Origin of the sequence: Gordonia polyisoprenivorans NBRC 16320 = JCM 10675, assembly GCF_000241325.1 — a bacterium.
GTDB classification, from domain to species: Bacteria; Actinomycetota; Actinomycetes; order Mycobacteriales; family Mycobacteriaceae; genus Gordonia; species Gordonia polyisoprenivorans.
On the sequence record NZ_BAEI01000067.1, the window covers coordinates 1 to 15,682 of the forward strand.

Below are 15,682 nucleotides of genomic sequence, written 5' to 3' on the forward strand. Positions count from 1 at the left end.
ACTGGGAGCAGCACGTGCGATTCGACGAACGCTATCTGCGTCCCACCGAGGTCGACGCACTGGTCGGTGACGCGTCCAAAGCCGACCGTGTCCTCGGATGGCGCCCGACCGTCCACACCCCCGACCTCGCCCGGATCATGGTCGACGCCGACATCGCGGCGCTCGAATGCGAGGGCAAACCATGGATCGACAAGCCGGTCCTCGCGAGCTGGGGAAGCTGAATCGATGGGCGAGCAGAGTATCGGACCCCTCGACCGCAACGCGAAGACCTACATCGCAGGACACCGGGGTCTCGTGGGGTCGGCGATCTGGCGGCAGTTCGAGAAGGCGGGATTCTCCGACCTGATCGGCGCGACGCACGACGAACTGGAACTCACCGATCGCGCCGCGGTGTTCGATTTCTTCGACCAGCACCAGCCGCAGACGGTCATCCTCGCCGCGGCACGAGTCGGCGGCATCCTGGCCAACAGCACCTACCCGGTTGAGTTCCTCTCGGAGAACCTGCAGGTCCAGACCAGTGTGCTGGACGCCGCGGTGGCCCAACGCACGCCCCGGCTGCTGTTCCTCGGTTCCTCGTGCATCTACCCCAAGTTCGCCGAGCAACCCATTCGTGAGGACGCCCTGCTGACCGGGGCGCTCGAGCCGACCAATGATGCGTATGCGATCGCCAAGATCGCCGGCATCCTGCACATCCAGGCGGCCCGCCGCGAGTACGGACTGCCGTGGATCTCGGCGATGCCCACCAATCTCTATGGTCCCGGTGACAACTTCTCCCCGACCGGTTCCCACGTGCTGCCCGCGTTGATCCGTCGTTACGAGGACGCGCGACTGGCCGGGACGCCGAGCGTGACGAACTGGGGCAGCGGCACTCCGCGCCGAGAATTCCTCCATGTGGACGATATGGCCTCGGCCTGTCTGCATCTGCTCGATCACTTCGACGGGCCCCAGCAGGTCAACGTCGGAACCGGCGTCGATCACACCCTGCGCGAGATCGCCGGGTTCGTCGCCGACGCCGTCGGGTACACGGGCGAGACCGAGTGGGACACGTCGAAACCCGACGGGACACCGCGCAAACTCCTCGACGTGAGCACCCTGCGCGCGAGTGGATGGTCCCCGCAGATCGAGTTGGCAGACGGGATCGCGGATACGGTGCAGTGGTATCGCGACAACATCACCTCGCTGCGTACGTGAGTCCGGACACACCGACTCCCGATCAACCCCCCGCCAAGCGGAGGCGACTGGCGCGCCTGAGACGCCGACGAGTCGTCGTGCCCACGGTGCTCGTCGTCCTCGTGCTGCTCGCGAGTTATCTGATCGTCGGCCACCAACTCTTCGACCGAGACCACGGCGATCAGCTGCGTCACGCCGACGCGATCGTCGTCCTCGGCGGAGAGCACGACGGTCGCGAACAGTACGGGATCGATCTCGCGCGGCAGGGCTACGCCGACACCGTCTTGCTGTCCAACCCGTACGACAGCAGCTGGCCCAATTACGACCGCGACAAAACGATGATGCAGCACTACTGCGACTCGAGCACGGCGAAGATCAAGGTCATCTGCTTCGTCCCGAACCCCTCGACCACCCGCGGCGAGGCCATGTACGTCCAGGACATGGCCAAGAAATACGGGTGGCACACCGTGATCGTGGTGAGCTGGCGTTTTCACCTCGTCCGTGCGCGCTACATCTTCGGTCAGTGTTTCTCCGGAGACGTCGTGATGCACAGTGTGCCGCGCGTCTATCCCTCGGGTCCGGTGGACTGGTTCACGGTGTATCCGTACCAGTACATCGCGCTGGCAAAGGCGTGGGTGCTCGGCTGCAACGACGGGTGACCGCTCCTCTCGCAACCACCCTTCTCACGCAAATACGTTGACACACAGCAAATCAACAGTGAGACTGAACGACCTTCGCAGGACTTCTGTACGGCGACAGCCCGATTCCGAGGCGTATCCTCGCGCAGGGGATTCAGTCGGTCGGCGAGCCGACAACACGGCTCTGCGAGGACACATGGACATTGCGCAACACAATCGGGGGGCGTTCTCCGCGGCGCGCATCGTCGGCGACTACGGCGCCCAATTCGTCAGCGCGACCGGGTTTCTCGACGCCGGTGAACGCGCGGCACTGCTGTGGGTCGCCGAGGTCTGCCGCGGACGTCCCATTCTCGACATCGGCGTCGGCGCCGGTCGCACGACCGGGATGCTGCGCCTGTTGAGCGATCGCTACCTCGCCGTCGACTATTCGTCGGCGATGCTCGATGAGTTCCGCACGCACCATCCGGGAATCGAGGCGGAATGCCTCGACGCCCGGGACCTGACCGCGCTGTCGGGCCGCGATTTCGGCTTGATCATGTTCAGCAACAACGGCATCGACAGTCTTGCGCACGACGACCGGATAGTGGCACTCGCGCAATTCGCCGACCATCTCGAGCACGACGGGCGGATCGTCTTCTCCACCCTGAACCGGTACGGCCCGTCGTTCGGAGAGCATCCCGGGCAACTGCATCGCCCCACCCGCCCCATCGACCGATCACCACGTGCCATCGCCACCGCGGTGGCTCGTCGGGTCCTGCGGCCGGGTTCACTCGTGAACCGACAACGGACAATGGGCGATCGGCCCGCTCGCCGCCCACGACTACGGGCTGATCGTGCACTTCACCACTCTCGACGACATCACCGCGTCACTCACGGCCGCCGGTCTGCGCGCCGAGGCCATCTTCGCGACCGACGGACGCCTCCTCCACGCGGGTGACGAGACCACCGGGGCCGACAATTTCACCGTTGTCGCCGCCCACCTGGACGGCTGACACGCACAGCGTCAGGACGTCAGATCGAGCGCGTCCAGACACGCCTGTTTGGCAGCCGCCCGCAGCCTCGCCTGACTTGGCTCAATTTAGTGTCCACCTCGGATCGCGATGATTGCGTCGCGGAGGTCGTCGGGTAGTGAATCGGCGGCGGTGAGGGTCTGTTCGCCGGCTTGGATGGTGACGGTGCGGTAGCGGCGGGCGGTGGTGACGAACTTCTTGATCGACCAGCCGGTGCGCGTTTCGATGATCCTGGTGATGGCCAGCGCGGCGAATACCACAGCCAGATGGGCCCGGATGGAGTCCTCGAGGTGATGGAAGATCGGGCGTGCGGACAGATCGGACTTCGACATCCGAAAACTCTTCTCGATCCGCCACAGTTGGTGGTAGGAGCCGATCACGAATTCGGGTGTCGGGGAGTCGATGTTGGTGGCATAGGCCTTCCATCCTGCTAGGGTGCGTGCCTTGATTTCCAGCTCCCGGTTGACAGTTCGGTCACCGCCTTTGAGCTTGACGAACCGGTTGCGTTTGACCGGGATCTTGCCTTCCACTGTCTTCTCGGCTTTGGCGATCTGTTCGTTGATACCCCGGATGCTGCGTCGCGCCCGATCGGCACTGTAGCGGTAGTACACCACCCGATGTCGGCGGTAGCTGGTCTTGGAGTTCGCCGGCAGTGGCTGGGTCAGCGTCAGTCCGTCTTCGGGGGTGGAGTTCGGATTGTTCCTGTGCCACTTCTGAATCTGGTACGGGACGCTGGGGATTTTCTCACCCAGGATGAACGACAACCCAGCTTCTTCGATGGCCTTCATGTTCGCCGCGCAGATCATGCCGGCATCGGCCACCACCGTCACATCGGTCAGCTGGTGGGCGGCGATGAACGCGGTCAGGGTGGGCATCATCGTCAACGTCTCGGCTTTGTTCCCGGCGAAGGCTTCCATCATCAATGGGAATCCCGTGGCGTCGGTGAGCAACCCGACGGTGACCTGCGGTTCGAGGCGCCGCTCCTTGGAGAATCCGGGTTCGCGGAACCCATCCGCCTTGTCGGTCTCGAAGTACAAGGTGGTGACATCGTACAAACACAGCGTGGTAGGTCCCAGATTCGATTGCGCGGCACATGCTTTCGCCAGCTCCTGACGCCACGCCGTATCGGCGTAGATGGGTAAACGTCGTTTCACCGTCGCGTATGAGGCCGGGGTGACACCGGCTTCGGCGAGCACCCGCAGGGAATCGAGTTTGCTGGTGGGTTCGATGATCCTTGCGGCCACCAGATCACCGAATACGCTGTCAGAGTTCGGGATCGAGGAGAATCCGAGTTCGTCGTACACCGCGGTGATCGCATCCAGCAACACCGCCATCCGGGAACTGGTGATCGGCAGCGGTCCTGCTCCCGACGCCGAGACCAGCCCGAGGTCGAGTTGCTGCTGCCCGGCAGCCAACCGATCAGCGGCTGCGGCCTTCAACGCCGCCAACTCCGCATCGGTATGAGCTGAGCCGATGTGCTCGATCTGTCGGGACCCACGACGGTTGGAGTGCACGATCTGGACCGCCGTCGCCCCCGACTTGGTCTTCACCGTCCGCACAAACGCCACCCCAGCAGCCTAAAACCCCCGCCGTTAGTGTCCACCCCGACACCCATCACCCCAGGTCACAGCCCCGCGATCGACGAAATCACGAAAAATGAGCCAAGTCAGGTTTCACCGTTGTCGCCGCCCACCTGGACGGCTGACACGCACAGCGTCAGGACGTCAGATCGAGCGCGTCCAGACACGCCTGTTTGGCAGCCGCCCGCAGCCTCGCGTTGTAGGCGGAGTGGTCACCCTCCGACGACCGGGTGATCCGAACCTGCGCTCGACCGGTGGCCAGTGCCCGCGGACCACCGAGCGAATCGAAGTACGCATAGTCCTCGGGGCCGAGTACCAGTGCGAGCTGCGCGCCGTGCGCCCAGAGCGAGTCGCACAACGCCTCGGGCATCTGGAGAATCGGCGCCCGGCCGATCGTGTCGTGCCATCGTCGGGGCGTCAGTCGGCGAATCGTGGGAGTGGCGTACTCGCCGACGAGTTGGATCAGCCGCCGCCGGGCCCGACTACCAAACGTGTTGAACTCCAGTGCGCGCGGACTGTAGGTGATGCCCGGACGAAGCCGCCACATCAGCGGGTTGACCAGGACTGCAGTCGGTGACACGTTCTGGCCCAACACTTCTCGCGTGTTCAGCGCCGCATGCGCCGACATCCACGACCCCACGCAGATACCGGTGTGTACGACCTGCGCCCCGGCGGGAAGCCGCAGCGACTCCATGATCTGTACTCCGCGGGCCACATAGCCGTCGGTGTAGAGGTCGATGAAGACGTCCGCCTTGCGAGCGCGACCCGACTCACCCACCCCGACACGGTCGAAGCGCAGCATCCGCCCGCCACGGCTTGCGACATCCAGGGACAGTTCGGCCCACAGGCGGGCGGGTCCGATACGACTGTCATGCCCGATCGAGTGGCTGATCACCACCTTGTCGGCGGCGTCGTGATGGCCGGCGATCGCGGTGTCCCACACCACCGCACCGCTCGGGGCGGTGTAGACCCGCGTCTCGATCGGCCGGCCATCCACGGTGTGCGCGACGATCGCCTGCGGTTGCGTATCCACGGTGACCGCACGGGGCGCGGCGTCGGCATATCGCTGGTCGAACCACTCGACGATCTGGTCGAGTTCCTCGGGGATCGAGACATAGGACGGATTCATCGGCTCGAGGAAATATGTCGGGTCGCCGCAGGATTCGACGGGCGTGCCTGCGTCGGTGAGCGCGGTGGCCACCGCGCCGGTTTGATCGGTCTCGCGGAGGAAGGCGACAGTCGTCCCGGCCGGACGTGCCGTCACCGGCTCGGTCCGCAGTCGCATCGCCGACAGTTGCGCCGCCGCGTCGGCATGCAGGGTTTGGCCTGCCAGGTTCACCAGATCACGGTCGGGATCCTCGGCGACGTCGGCGACCGATGCGTCGGCGTCGGCCGAACTGATGACCGTGTACAGCGCCTTCTGGGCGCGGACGAACTGTCTACCCTTGGCCACCGGATCCCACAGCACCAACGTGTCGAGATCCGCGACCAGCTCGGCGTCCTGCGTGATGAGCAGTGCGCCGGCTCGGAGCCCGATCACCCCGACGTCGGGGACACCGAATTCCCGGACCGTGTCCACCGCGGTCCGGATGCTCGCCATCCATCGGTCGACCGCATGCGGATCCTGTTGCGGTCCGGCCGATTCTCCGGTGTTCGCATAGTCGAAGCGAAGCACCAGGAAGCCGCGGGCGGCGAGATGCTCGGCGAGATACTTCATCCCACGCGGTGTCTGAGCATGCTCCTTGCCCAGCGAGCCGCACACCACGATGCCGCCGCGCACGAGGTCGTCGGCCGGACGGGACACCACACCGAAGAGCGGCGCCTGCGGATCTCCGAAATATGTTGCCGAGCTGACGATGTCCACATCAGCGCGCACTGTCGCCGTCACGAGATCCCTTTCGACCACCGCCCGGGTTGCTACCCGAGAATTTCCGACAATCCTTCCATGGTCGCCACCCGCTGCGCGTGCGTGGGCGCCAGCGGCCCCGCCAGGACCACGGTGACACCCGACTTGGCGAACGCCTCGACGCGTTCGGCCACCAGCGAGCGCGGACCGATCAGGCTCATCGCCCGCACCAGGTCGTCGGGCACCGCGGCCGCGGCCTCGGCCTTCTTGCCGTCGAGGTAGAGATCCTGGATCAGCTTGGCCTCGTCGGCGTAGCCGTAGCGCACCGCGAGGGTGTTGTAGAAGTTCTTGCCACGTGCACCCATCCCGCCGATGTAGAGAGCGGCGTGGTTGCGCACATGTTGCATCGCGACCTCGATCTGCTCGGCGTCCTCGGAGATCAGTGCGCTCGCCTGCACCACGATCCCCAACTCGCCCAGCGACGGATCGCGCTTGGCCTTGCCGGCCGCGAGCGGCTCACCGAAGGCCGCCTCGACGTACTCGGGGTGGAACAGGAACGGCTGGAACTCCTCGAAGAGCTCGGCGGCCAGCTCGGTGTTCTTCGGTCCGATCGCGGCAAGGAGCATCGGAATGCGATCACGCACAGGGTGATTGATGATCTTGAGGGCCTTGCCCAATCCGGTGCCGCCGTCTTCTTTCGTCAGCGGCAGGGTGTAGTGACGGCCCTGGTAGTCGGTCTTTTCCCGGCGCCAGATCATCCGGCAGATCTCGGCGTTCTCCCGGGCCCGGCCGACGGGGTAGTCATATTTGACGCCGTGGAAGCCCTCGATCACCTGCGGCCCCGACGCCCCGATGCCCAGGATGAACCGCCCGCCACTGATGTAATCCATTCCCGCGGCGGTCATCGCGAGATTCGACGGGGTACGCGAGAACATCGGCAGGATGCCGGTCTGCAGTTCCATCTTCTCGGTCTTGGCGGCGATGTAACCGAGCTGACTGACCGCGTCGAAGCTGTACGCCTCGGGGACGGTGACCCGGGCGACGCCGGCCTTCTCGAAGTCGGCGAGATTGTCCATCGTCTCGCGGAAATCACCGGCGTAGTTGATCGGCATGCCCAGCTTCATCGACGTCATGACGCCGAATTCTTCCACACCGCGACCCGTCCACAGAGGCCCGTGCGATCGTTCGCTCGCGCCGGCTTCGGTGTACCCGTGGGTGCAGTTGGATGAACAGTAGATGAACAACCCGACGAAGAGGGCAAACACGCAGGTCATGATGCCGATCTGCACAATGGTTGCCTGAGCGAAATTTATGCAGATCGGCACCCGCGGACGCATGATATTGCCCATGAGCGGAGAGATGCTGATTCTCGTGCTGTTGATCATCACAGCACTGGGCTTCGACTTCACCAACGGATTCCACGACACCGGCAACGCCATGGCGACCTCCATCGCCACCGGCGCACTCAAGCCCAAGGTCGCCGTCGGGTTGTCGGCGATACTGAACCTGGTGGGTGCGTTCCTCTCTGTCGAGGTCGCTGCCACCATCACCAAGAACGTCTTACACCTGCAGAGCAAGTCGGGCGGACTCGTCGGCGGCATCAGCGCCAATGAAGCCCTGTTGATCATCTTCGCCGGCCTCATCGGCGGCATCCTGTGGAACCTCTTCACCTGGCTGTTCGGCCTGCCCTCGAGCTCCAGCCACGCCCTGTTCGGCGGACTCATCGGCTCCGGTATCGCAGCCATGGGCACCAGCGGCATCGACTGGCACGGCGTGCTCTCCAAGATCATCATCCCGGCGCTGGCATCTCCGTTCATCGCGTGCGCGGTGGCCGCGGTCGGCACCTGGCTGGTCTTCAAGATCACCGCGAAAGTGCTTGTCTCACGCCAGGAAAGCGGGTTCCGCTCCGGCCAGATCGTCACCGCCTCGCTGGTCTCGCTGGCCCACGGCACCGGTGACGCACAGAAGACGATGGGTGTCATCGCCCTCGCTCTGATCTCCACCAACCACCTCGACGCCTCCTCGGTCAAGCACGGCCTGCCCATCTGGGTCGTGTTCAGCTGCGCCGCGGCGATCGCCCTCGGTACCTACCTGGGCGGCTGGCGCATCATCCGCACGCTGGGCAAGGGACTCGTCGAGATCACCTCCCCGCAGGGCATGGCCGCCGAGGCCTCGTCGGCCGCGATCATCCTGACCTCGAGCGCCGCCGGCATGGCACTGTCGACCACCCAGGTCGCCACCGGCTCGATCCTCGGTTCCGGTGTCGGCAAGAAGGGCGCGCAGGTCCGCTGGTCGGTCGCGGCCCGCATGGTCGTCGCCTGGGTCACCACGCTGCCGGCCGCCGGCATCGTCGGCGCCGTCTGCTACGGCCTGGGACATCTGCTCGGTGACGTCACCGGCGCGATCGTCATCTTCATTCTGCTGGTGGCCGCCTCGAGCTACATGTACTGGCGCGCACAGCAGAACAAGGTCGACTCCAACAACGTCAACGCCGAATGGGACGAGTCCACCAACTCGATCATCCCGGCCGACGACGCTTCCGCCGACAAGCCCGCCACCCTCGCCTGACGGCTGGGAAGGACCTCACACTCATGGACATCCTCGAAGCCATCCTCAAGGTTCTCGTCATCGGCATGATCTTCGGTGCCGGACTGCCCGCGCTCTTCGCCATCGGCATGCGGCTGCACTCGGCCGGCGCCGGTGACGCCAACGCCGACGGCACGGTCAGCGCGCCCAATCCGGCCCTGAAGGCCCTGGGCTATCTGTTCTTCGCCATCGTCGTCGCCGCGATCGTGGTCGGTCTGCTGTGGGTCACCCGCCAGACACTCTCCTACTACTTCGACTGGCAGATCTTCCCCGACTGGGCCTACAGCTGATCCTCCAGACATCTCGTCCACACCGAGAAAGGCGATCATGTCCTCTTCACTGTTCGACTCAGCCATCAACTGGATTCGCAAGGGGTATCCGGAAGGCATTCCGCCCACCGATTTCCCGCCCCTGCTCGCCCTGCTGATGCGCACCCTGACCGAGGAAGAGGTCACCAACGTGGCACTCGTCCTGGCCAAGGAAGGCTCCTCGGATTCCCCGGTGACCCCGGAGCGCATCAAGCAGGCGATCCTCGAGGTCACCGAGGCTCAGCCGACCGATGCGGAGATCAACCAGGTGGCGGCTCGGCTGGCCGCCGTCGGCTGGCCCCTGGCCGCCTCACCGGCAACAGCCTGAGTTCGATCCAGCGCCCATGGGGCGCCGAACAACCCGGACGACCTGCTTGCCAGGCGCCGGGTTGTTCGCTGCATATCCATCAATCGGCCCACTCAGCTTGCGTCCTACAATCGGCGGAGGGTTGGGCCCGCATACGAGAAGGGGGTGCGTGATGTCCGATCGACCGCTGGTCGCCAGGATCATCGCGTGGTTGCGCGCCGGATATCCACAGGGCGTGCCCGACCACGACTACGTACCGCTCCTGGCCATCCTCCGACGACAACTGTCCGAGGACGAGGTCGAGCATGTGTCGGGTGAACTCATCAACGAGGCGGCCCCACCACCGGAACCCATCTCGAAGATCGACGCCGGGGTCAAGATCTCCGCGGTCACCCAGGAACTCCCACACGAGGCCGACCTCGCGCGCGTGCAGCAGTACCTCGAAGAGCACGGCTTCCCCTTCGACGACTCCCCGCTGAACCCGCCCTCCCCTCCCCCCGATGGTCGAGGCGCGAGGAGCGCCAGCGACGAACCTTCTCCCGATGGTCGAGGTGCGAGGAGCGATAGCGACGAGCCGTTCCCCGATGGTCGGGGTGCGAGGAGCGCCAGCGACGAGCCTCGAGACCCGCCCACCCCCGACGAGGACCAGCCCTGAAACCCCTCCGTCCTCTGGTACTGCGTCCTCTCCCCCTGCCGTCCGGACCGCAGGTCCTCGACCATCTCGACGACCTGCGCGCCATCCTCGACGGCTCGGCGGCCTTCGCGCCGGTCCCGGAGTCCGATCGTGAGTCGCGAATCCTGCACGACGCCTTCGGAATCGGGTCCGACGTCGTCGACGACGTCTCGCTGATCATCGCGACCTCCGGGAGCACCGGCACCCCCAAGGGCTCGCAGCACACGCCCGCCACCCTCGCCGCCTCGGCCCGCGCGACCGCCGACCATCTCGGCGGCGAGGGCAATTGGCTTCTCGCGCTGCCGCCGCACCACATCGCCGGATTGCAGGTGTTGTTGCGCGCGTTGGCCGCCGGGCACATCCCGGCCGTCCTCGATCTGTCGGCGGGTTTCGATCCCGATGCCTTCGCCGACACCCTCGATCGTTTCGAGGGTCCGCGCCGCTACACCTCACTGGTGCCCACCCAACTCGTCAAGGTCCTCGACTCGCCGCGCGCGACGGCCGCGCTCGCCGACGTCGACGCCCTGCTCGTCGGCGGCGCAGCCACTCCACAGCCGTTGCTGCACAAAGCGATCGACGCGGGCATCCCGATCGTGCGCACCTATGGGATGAGTGAGACCGCGGGCGGTTGCGTCTACGACGGTATTCCGTTGCACGGCATGCAGATCACCCTGGACGGGGCGAGCGCCGACGGCGTCGGGCGCGTCGAACTCACCGGACCGATGGTCGCGCAGGGCTATCGCCTGCTCCCCGACCATCCGGCCTTCGCCACGCCGGGCACCTTCCGCACCGACGACCTCGGACGTGTCGACGACGGCGTCCTACGGATCATCGGCCGCGCCGACGAAGCCATCTCCTCCGGCGGGCTCACGATCCTCCCGCAGGTCGTCGAGGCAGTCATCGTCGAGGACCCCGCGGTCGCCGAATGCGCCGTGATCGGGCTGCCCGACGCGCGTCTCGGCGAGAAGGTGGTGGCCGTCGTGGTGGAGTCCGATTCGGGTGCGGTGGACGCACAACGCCTTCGGGACGCGGTCACCGAGCGGCTCGATCGCTACGCCGCACCGCGCGAGGTGATCGTCGTGGCAGAGTTGCCCACCCGCGGCCCGGGTAAGGTTGATCGACGCACACTCCGCACCCGGTTGACGCCGCAGACGTAGCAGAAGGTTCGCCCAGGGCGTGACGTTCTGCTACGTCGGGACGGCGTCGGAGGGTGGATCACTCACGAAGCCCGCGACCATCGCCATGGCCTGGGTCGCGGTGTGCGACAACGACACCGATGCGCCGTTCCAGCCACGCTGTTCGGCGAGCCTTCCCACGCTGCCGGTGAGTTCGATCCTCGGCACCCCACCGGCGCCGACGATCTCGATCTCGGTCAGCGGCGTTGGGGCGTCGACGATCGTCAATGCCTTGATCACCGCTTCCTTGGCCGCGAACCGCGCCGCCAGACGTTCGGCGAACGCCGGCCCGGCACACGCCGCGATCTCCCGTTCGGTGTAGATGCGCCGCAGGTAACGGTCGCCGAACTGCGCGACCGACTCGGCGACGTCGGCGACGTCGACCAGATCGCACCCGACGGAGATCCTCATGACGCCGCAGAAGGGCCGACAGCAGTGGACGCCACGACTGCAGGGGCCACGACGGCCACGGTCTCCCGCGCATCGATCGACGAGACTGCGCCCCGGGGCCCCGACGCCTGCGGTGCCGTCCCGTCCGCCGGCGTGGCGCGGATCGTGTGGGTGTGCTCGGCGACGAGGTGAAAACAGTTGTCCGACAACACCCATCCGGGCACGTTCAGACAGACGTAGCGCAGGCTGGTCTCGGCTCGGACGTCGATCAGCCATCCGCCGGCGTCGTCGGTGCGGGCCTGCGCTCTCAACCCCGACCGGATGGGCGCGGCGAGCGGCGCCACGATCAGCGCATCGCGACGCATCACCTGCTCCCCGACGACGAACTCGACGAGTACCGCCGCGGCAACTGGCGGCCCGAACCGGTAGGCGTGTGACAAATCGGTGAAGGCACCGGTGAGGTCGGCGTCGGCTCTCGTCACCGACGACCGTGGTTCGACGACGATCGCGGACTCGCCCTCGACCACCACCCGCCCCGCGTCGTCGACGGCACGCAACCGCACGATGCCGGCGAGTTCGTCTGCGGTGTCGTTGTGCAGGTCGATGCGCAGTCCGCGCTGACCGCAGTTGTCGATCGTGAGCGCCACCGGCGCCCAGACCCTGGCCAGCGCGGCGAGCGGCAGTTTCGCGGTTCCCCGGTGATCGAGCAGCCCCCACCCCGCCCCGGGGCGTAAGTCCTTGGCGTTCAACACCAGTGCCCCTGCGCATCCCGAGTCCGGGCGTCGCCAGAACCGGTAGCAGTTCACCATCGCCTCGGCGACGGCGAGCCGGCCGAGTTGCAGGTAGCGTCCGGGATCAACGCGACGGACCTGCAGCGGATCCACACCGAACACTTCACGGACGTAGAAGTCGCGAACATCCTCGAAGTCCCAGGAGGCGGTCCGGTCCCGTGGAACCCCACGTTTCCAGTCCGGGTGCTGGCCGGCGGCGCCGAGCGAACCGAAGTCCGACTCCACGGCCTCGTCGGACGCCGGGATGGCGAACGCCAGGGATTCGGCGGCGAAACGCACACCCGCGGTACGGACGTCGTCGAGCCCGTTCATGTAGCCACCGACACCGAACCAATGGGCGATCCCGTTGTCGGAGCGAATCGCCAGCGGCGTCGGAGCCTCGGTGTCGTCGGACCACGACGACGGGCTCGCCACGACGTACGGAACTCCGCTGACGCGCTCGACGACGCCGCGCAGCTTCGTCTCGATAAGCGGCAGAGATAGGGATTCGCTGGCGACGCCCATCATCTCGGGCTGCTGCAGGGTTTCGCTACCACCACTGACCACCGCGAGCGCGGGGTTGCCCGCGTGCCGGGTCAGCAGGTGATCGACCTCCGCGCACACCACGTCGTCGAGATCCTCCGGCGGATCGAAGGTGGTCAGCATCGCGTCCTGCCACACGAGCATGCCGAGTTCGGCACACAACTCATAGAACTCGGCTTGTTCGGGGGTGAAGCCACCCATCACCCGCACCACGTTCGCGCCGGCGTCGCGCAGCACGAGCAGCTGCTCGCGGATCATTTCGCGGTCGGCGGTCATCGCCCGCGGGTCCGGCGGCACCCACACCGCACCACGGCAGAAGACGTCGATCTCGTTGACCGACAACCGGAAAGCACCTCTGGCACGCTCGGCCCGCACGGTACGGAATCCGATGCGACGTTCGGCGGACACCCCGCCCGCGGTGATCCGCAGCCGGTACGTGGCCGGGTCACCGTAGCCGTGCGGATACCAGCGTCGGGGCTCGGCCAGCGCCACCTGACCGACCAGCTCGGCCGGAGACCCCACACGGGCGCACAGATCACCGACCGCGACGGTGGCTCCCGCCTCGTCGAGCACCTCGACCGTCGCCACGTCGGGGGCTTCCGCACCCGTCCACCGGGCACACACGTCGACGCGGCCGGTATCGGAGTCGACGCCGACCGAGCACAGTTCCACTTGCGGCCCAGGTCGCACGACCACCGGACGCCACGCGCCGACGACCGGCGGCACCCCGCCGTAGACCGGAGCCCGTCCAATCAAAGATGTTCGCGCCCAACGCATTCCCTGCGCCGAGACCAGCGTGGAACGCCAACGTCCGCGAGGGCGTCTGCGCGACAGCCACGTGCGCAACGAACCGGACCAGATCGCGATCTCGTGGGTGCCCGCCGTCATCGGACACCGCACGGGCAGGAACATCGACTCGACGTCGGCGACGTGGACGCGGTCGACGAACACCGCGCCCGGCGGCGTCAATCCTTCGAAGTCGACGACGCCGGAGCGCTCGACGGTGACCATTGCCACCAGCCACCAGTCGGAGTCGTCGACGGTGTCGGGGTCGGCCGGTTCGAGCTCGGAACCGGCCACCAGGTGACCCACCGGACCGGGTGCGGCGATCTCCATCGACGGCAGGGTTGCGTCGTCGAGGACCGCCGGATCGGGCTCGGCGGACGGCACACCACGAACCAGCCGCCACCGTGCCTCGACCATCAGCGGCGCACGCTCGCGTCGATGATGTCCAGTGCCTGCTGCCAGTTGTCGGCCATCGTGGCCATCGTCTCGGAGACGTCGACCTTGCGTCCGCGGGCGGCACGAGCCATCTTGAACTGCACCGCCTTCGCGCTCGAGGCGACCTCACGCAGCAACGGCGCCGCACGCTCGCCGCCCTCGGCGCCGAAGTCGGGCAACCGGTCGGCGAGGTCTGCGGCGATCTCGGCGGTGGCGCCGGACTGCCGCAGCGTCGCGAACGCCCAGACATGGAACACCTCGACACCGGCGTCGGGCAGCCAGTCCACCGCGGCGGCGACCGTCTCGGTGAGCGCCTTGACCGGATTGGCGGCGGGTCGACGGTCGAGGTGGGCACGAACGATCGTCAACGCATCGACTGCAGCGTCGGCGGGGCCGATCCTGCGCACCTGCTCGACGTAGGGCAACAGCACCCATTCCGAGGTGGGGCCCAGATTGAACACGCCGACGAAGTCGTCGCCCTCGAGCTGATGCACGCCACTGTTGTGCACGTAGGTCATCTGCCCTGCGGTTCGATCGACCCGCAGCGGAACGATCGTCGTCTTGACGTGGCCCGAGCGGTAGTCGGTGCCCGCGGTGTCCGGCAACCACCAGCTATCGACCTCGACGGTGTGCAGAAGCCCCCGCGCACGGCCGCTCTCGACGGTGTCGAGGACCGGCCGCCACAGGGTCTCCTCGGCGACCTGCAGGCCGTAGAGGTCGCGGATGTCGGCGGGGTCGGGCTTGACGAAGGTCCACTGCTCGCCGTCGTGATCGGCCGAGAGCGCACACGCGTACATCGGTACCGGGTCGTGCCCGAGCGTGTGCAGGAGCTCGATCCACAGATCGAGGTAGCAGTTCGTCTCCGGCCAGATCCGGTCCCCGGAGTGGCTGGGATGCGAACCGCGATCCTCGACGACGTCGAGCAGAGTGGGTGCCTCGGCGGTCATGCCGCCTCGGCCACCAACTTGCGGACGACCGCTGCCATCGAGTCGATCGAGGTGAACGTGGCCTTCTTCAGCGTCTCGTCGGGAAACTCGACGTCGAACTCGTCCTCGAGAGCGAGCATCACGTTCACGCTGGCGTGCGAGGTGAAGCCCAGGGTGAACAAGTCGTCGGCGGTTCCGAAAGAATCCGCGGCGACGGCCAATTTGCCGTGTGCCGCGAGGATTTCGCGGATCTTTTCTTCCATTGTTGTGGTCCTCTGGGTTAGGGAGCGTGGCTGCGCTTCAACTGTCGATTCGGCGGACGATTACGTTACTTTCCACGCCACAGCCGAAATGTATTCCGGCAAGACCAGTGCCGAAAGTCCCCAAAAGCCTTCGTCACCTTGGCAATCGTTGCCGATGTCGCAGGTAGAAGATACACTAACCATCGCTGCGCAGTCCTACTCGCGCTGTGACAACGACCGCGACGTGGGGATTGCGGGACCGTTTTCTCATCCATAACCATTTTTCTCTGGAGTACA

Annotated in this window: 16 protein-coding genes; 9 read left to right on the plus strand and 7 right to left on the minus strand. The window is 66.3% G+C overall.

Translation table 11 applies throughout. The features are described 5' to 3' along the window. The 4 genes from GOPIP_RS17290 to GOPIP_RS28330 all read left to right on the plus strand — a co-directional run. Positions 1–221 (plus strand): GDP-mannose 4,6-dehydratase (locus GOPIP_RS17290; RefSeq protein WP_006371038.1); only part of this gene is annotated, 221 nt, incomplete at its 5' end. A 4-nt stretch (positions 222–225) separates the two neighbouring features. Then, on the plus strand, positions 226–1,191 hold the full coding sequence (locus GOPIP_RS17295; protein WP_006371039.1) for a GDP-L-fucose synthase family protein: 966 nt from the start codon (positions 226–228) through the stop codon (positions 1,189–1,191). A gap of 77 nt (positions 1,192–1,268) precedes the next feature. After that, positions 1,269–1,829: a YdcF family protein gene (locus GOPIP_RS17300; protein ID WP_006371040.1), complete on the plus strand. Its 561-nt coding sequence runs from the start codon at positions 1,269–1,271 to the stop codon at positions 1,827–1,829. Positions 1,830–2,004: 175 nt separating this feature from the next. Continuing rightward, a complete protein-coding gene (locus GOPIP_RS28330; RefSeq protein ID WP_081482522.1) occupies positions 2,005–2,745 on the plus strand; it encodes a class I SAM-dependent methyltransferase in 741 nt (246 codons plus the stop codon). A 141-nt stretch (positions 2,746–2,886) separates the two neighbouring features. On the opposite strand, the gene GOPIP_RS17310 is transcribed toward GOPIP_RS28330, so the two are convergent. The 3 genes from GOPIP_RS17310 to GOPIP_RS17320 form a co-directional block, all read right to left on the minus strand. Next, positions 2,887–4,386: an IS1634 family transposase gene (locus GOPIP_RS17310; RefSeq protein ID WP_006371043.1), complete on the minus strand. Its 1,500-nt coding sequence runs from the start codon at positions 4,384–4,386 to the stop codon at positions 2,887–2,889. Between the two features lie 148 nt (positions 4,387–4,534). Further along, positions 4,535–6,286, minus strand: coding sequence for an alpha/beta hydrolase family protein (locus GOPIP_RS17315; RefSeq protein WP_006371044.1), 1,752 nt, complete (start codon positions 6,284–6,286; stop codon positions 4,535–4,537). Positions 6,287–6,315: 29 nt separating this feature from the next. Then, on the minus strand, positions 6,316–7,377 hold the full coding sequence (locus GOPIP_RS17320) for an LLM class F420-dependent oxidoreductase (RefSeq protein WP_035728334.1): 1,062 nt from the start codon (positions 7,375–7,377) through the stop codon (positions 6,316–6,318). Between the two features lie 214 nt (positions 7,378–7,591). Between GOPIP_RS17320 and GOPIP_RS17325 the strand changes: the two genes are divergently transcribed. The 5 genes from GOPIP_RS17325 (at position 7,592) to menE (ending at position 11,275) form a co-directional block, all read left to right on the plus strand. Continuing rightward, positions 7,592–8,812 carry an inorganic phosphate transporter gene (locus tag GOPIP_RS17325; protein ID WP_006371046.1) on the plus strand — a complete coding sequence of 407 codons (1,221 nt, stop codon included), beginning with the start codon at positions 7,592–7,594 and terminating at the stop codon, positions 8,810–8,812. Between the two features lie 23 nt (positions 8,813–8,835). Next, positions 8,836–9,120: a hypothetical protein gene (locus GOPIP_RS17330; RefSeq protein ID WP_006371047.1), complete on the plus strand. Its 285-nt coding sequence runs from the start codon at positions 8,836–8,838 to the stop codon at positions 9,118–9,120. Between the two features lie 37 nt (positions 9,121–9,157). After that, positions 9,158–9,466 carry a DUF3349 domain-containing protein gene (locus GOPIP_RS17335; protein WP_006371048.1) on the plus strand — a complete coding sequence of 103 codons (309 nt, stop codon included), beginning with the start codon at positions 9,158–9,160 and terminating at the stop codon, positions 9,464–9,466. Between the two features lie 151 nt (positions 9,467–9,617). Beyond that, the gene (locus GOPIP_RS17340; protein WP_006371049.1) at positions 9,618–10,100 is read left to right on the plus strand and encodes a DUF3349 domain-containing protein; all 483 of its coding nucleotides are present in this window, start codon (positions 9,618–9,620) and stop codon (positions 10,098–10,100) included. 35 nt (positions 10,101–10,135) lie between these two features. Further along, entirely contained in the window at positions 10,136–11,275 is a 1,140-nt protein-coding gene (menE, locus tag GOPIP_RS17345) for an o-succinylbenzoate--CoA ligase (RefSeq protein WP_081482523.1), read from the plus strand. A gap of 30 nt (positions 11,276–11,305) precedes the next feature. Here menE and GOPIP_RS17350 read toward each other — a convergent pair whose 3' ends face one another. From GOPIP_RS17350 to GOPIP_RS17365, 4 genes are read right to left on the minus strand one after another with little or no spacing between them, the layout of a single operon-like run. Beyond that, complete coding sequence (locus tag GOPIP_RS17350; protein WP_006371051.1) at positions 11,306–11,704, minus strand: holo-ACP synthase; 399 nt, start codon at positions 11,702–11,704, stop codon at positions 11,306–11,308. Further along, positions 11,701–14,199, minus strand: coding sequence for a glycoside hydrolase family 2 protein (locus GOPIP_RS17355; protein ID WP_006371052.1), 2,499 nt, complete (start codon positions 14,197–14,199; stop codon positions 11,701–11,703). Before GOPIP_RS17355 ends, GOPIP_RS17350 begins: the two co-directional genes overlap by 4 nt. Further along, complete coding sequence (locus GOPIP_RS17360; protein ID WP_006371053.1) at positions 14,199–15,164, minus strand: DUF1839 family protein; 966 nt, start codon at positions 15,162–15,164, stop codon at positions 14,199–14,201. The genes GOPIP_RS17355 and GOPIP_RS17360 overlap by 1 nt, the downstream gene beginning before the upstream one ends. Further along, positions 15,161–15,406 carry an acyl carrier protein gene (locus tag GOPIP_RS17365; RefSeq protein WP_006371054.1) on the minus strand — a complete coding sequence of 82 codons (246 nt, stop codon included), beginning with the start codon at positions 15,404–15,406 and terminating at the stop codon, positions 15,161–15,163. The genes GOPIP_RS17360 and GOPIP_RS17365 overlap by 4 nt, the downstream gene beginning before the upstream one ends. Positions 15,407–15,682 lie beyond the last annotated feature (276 nt).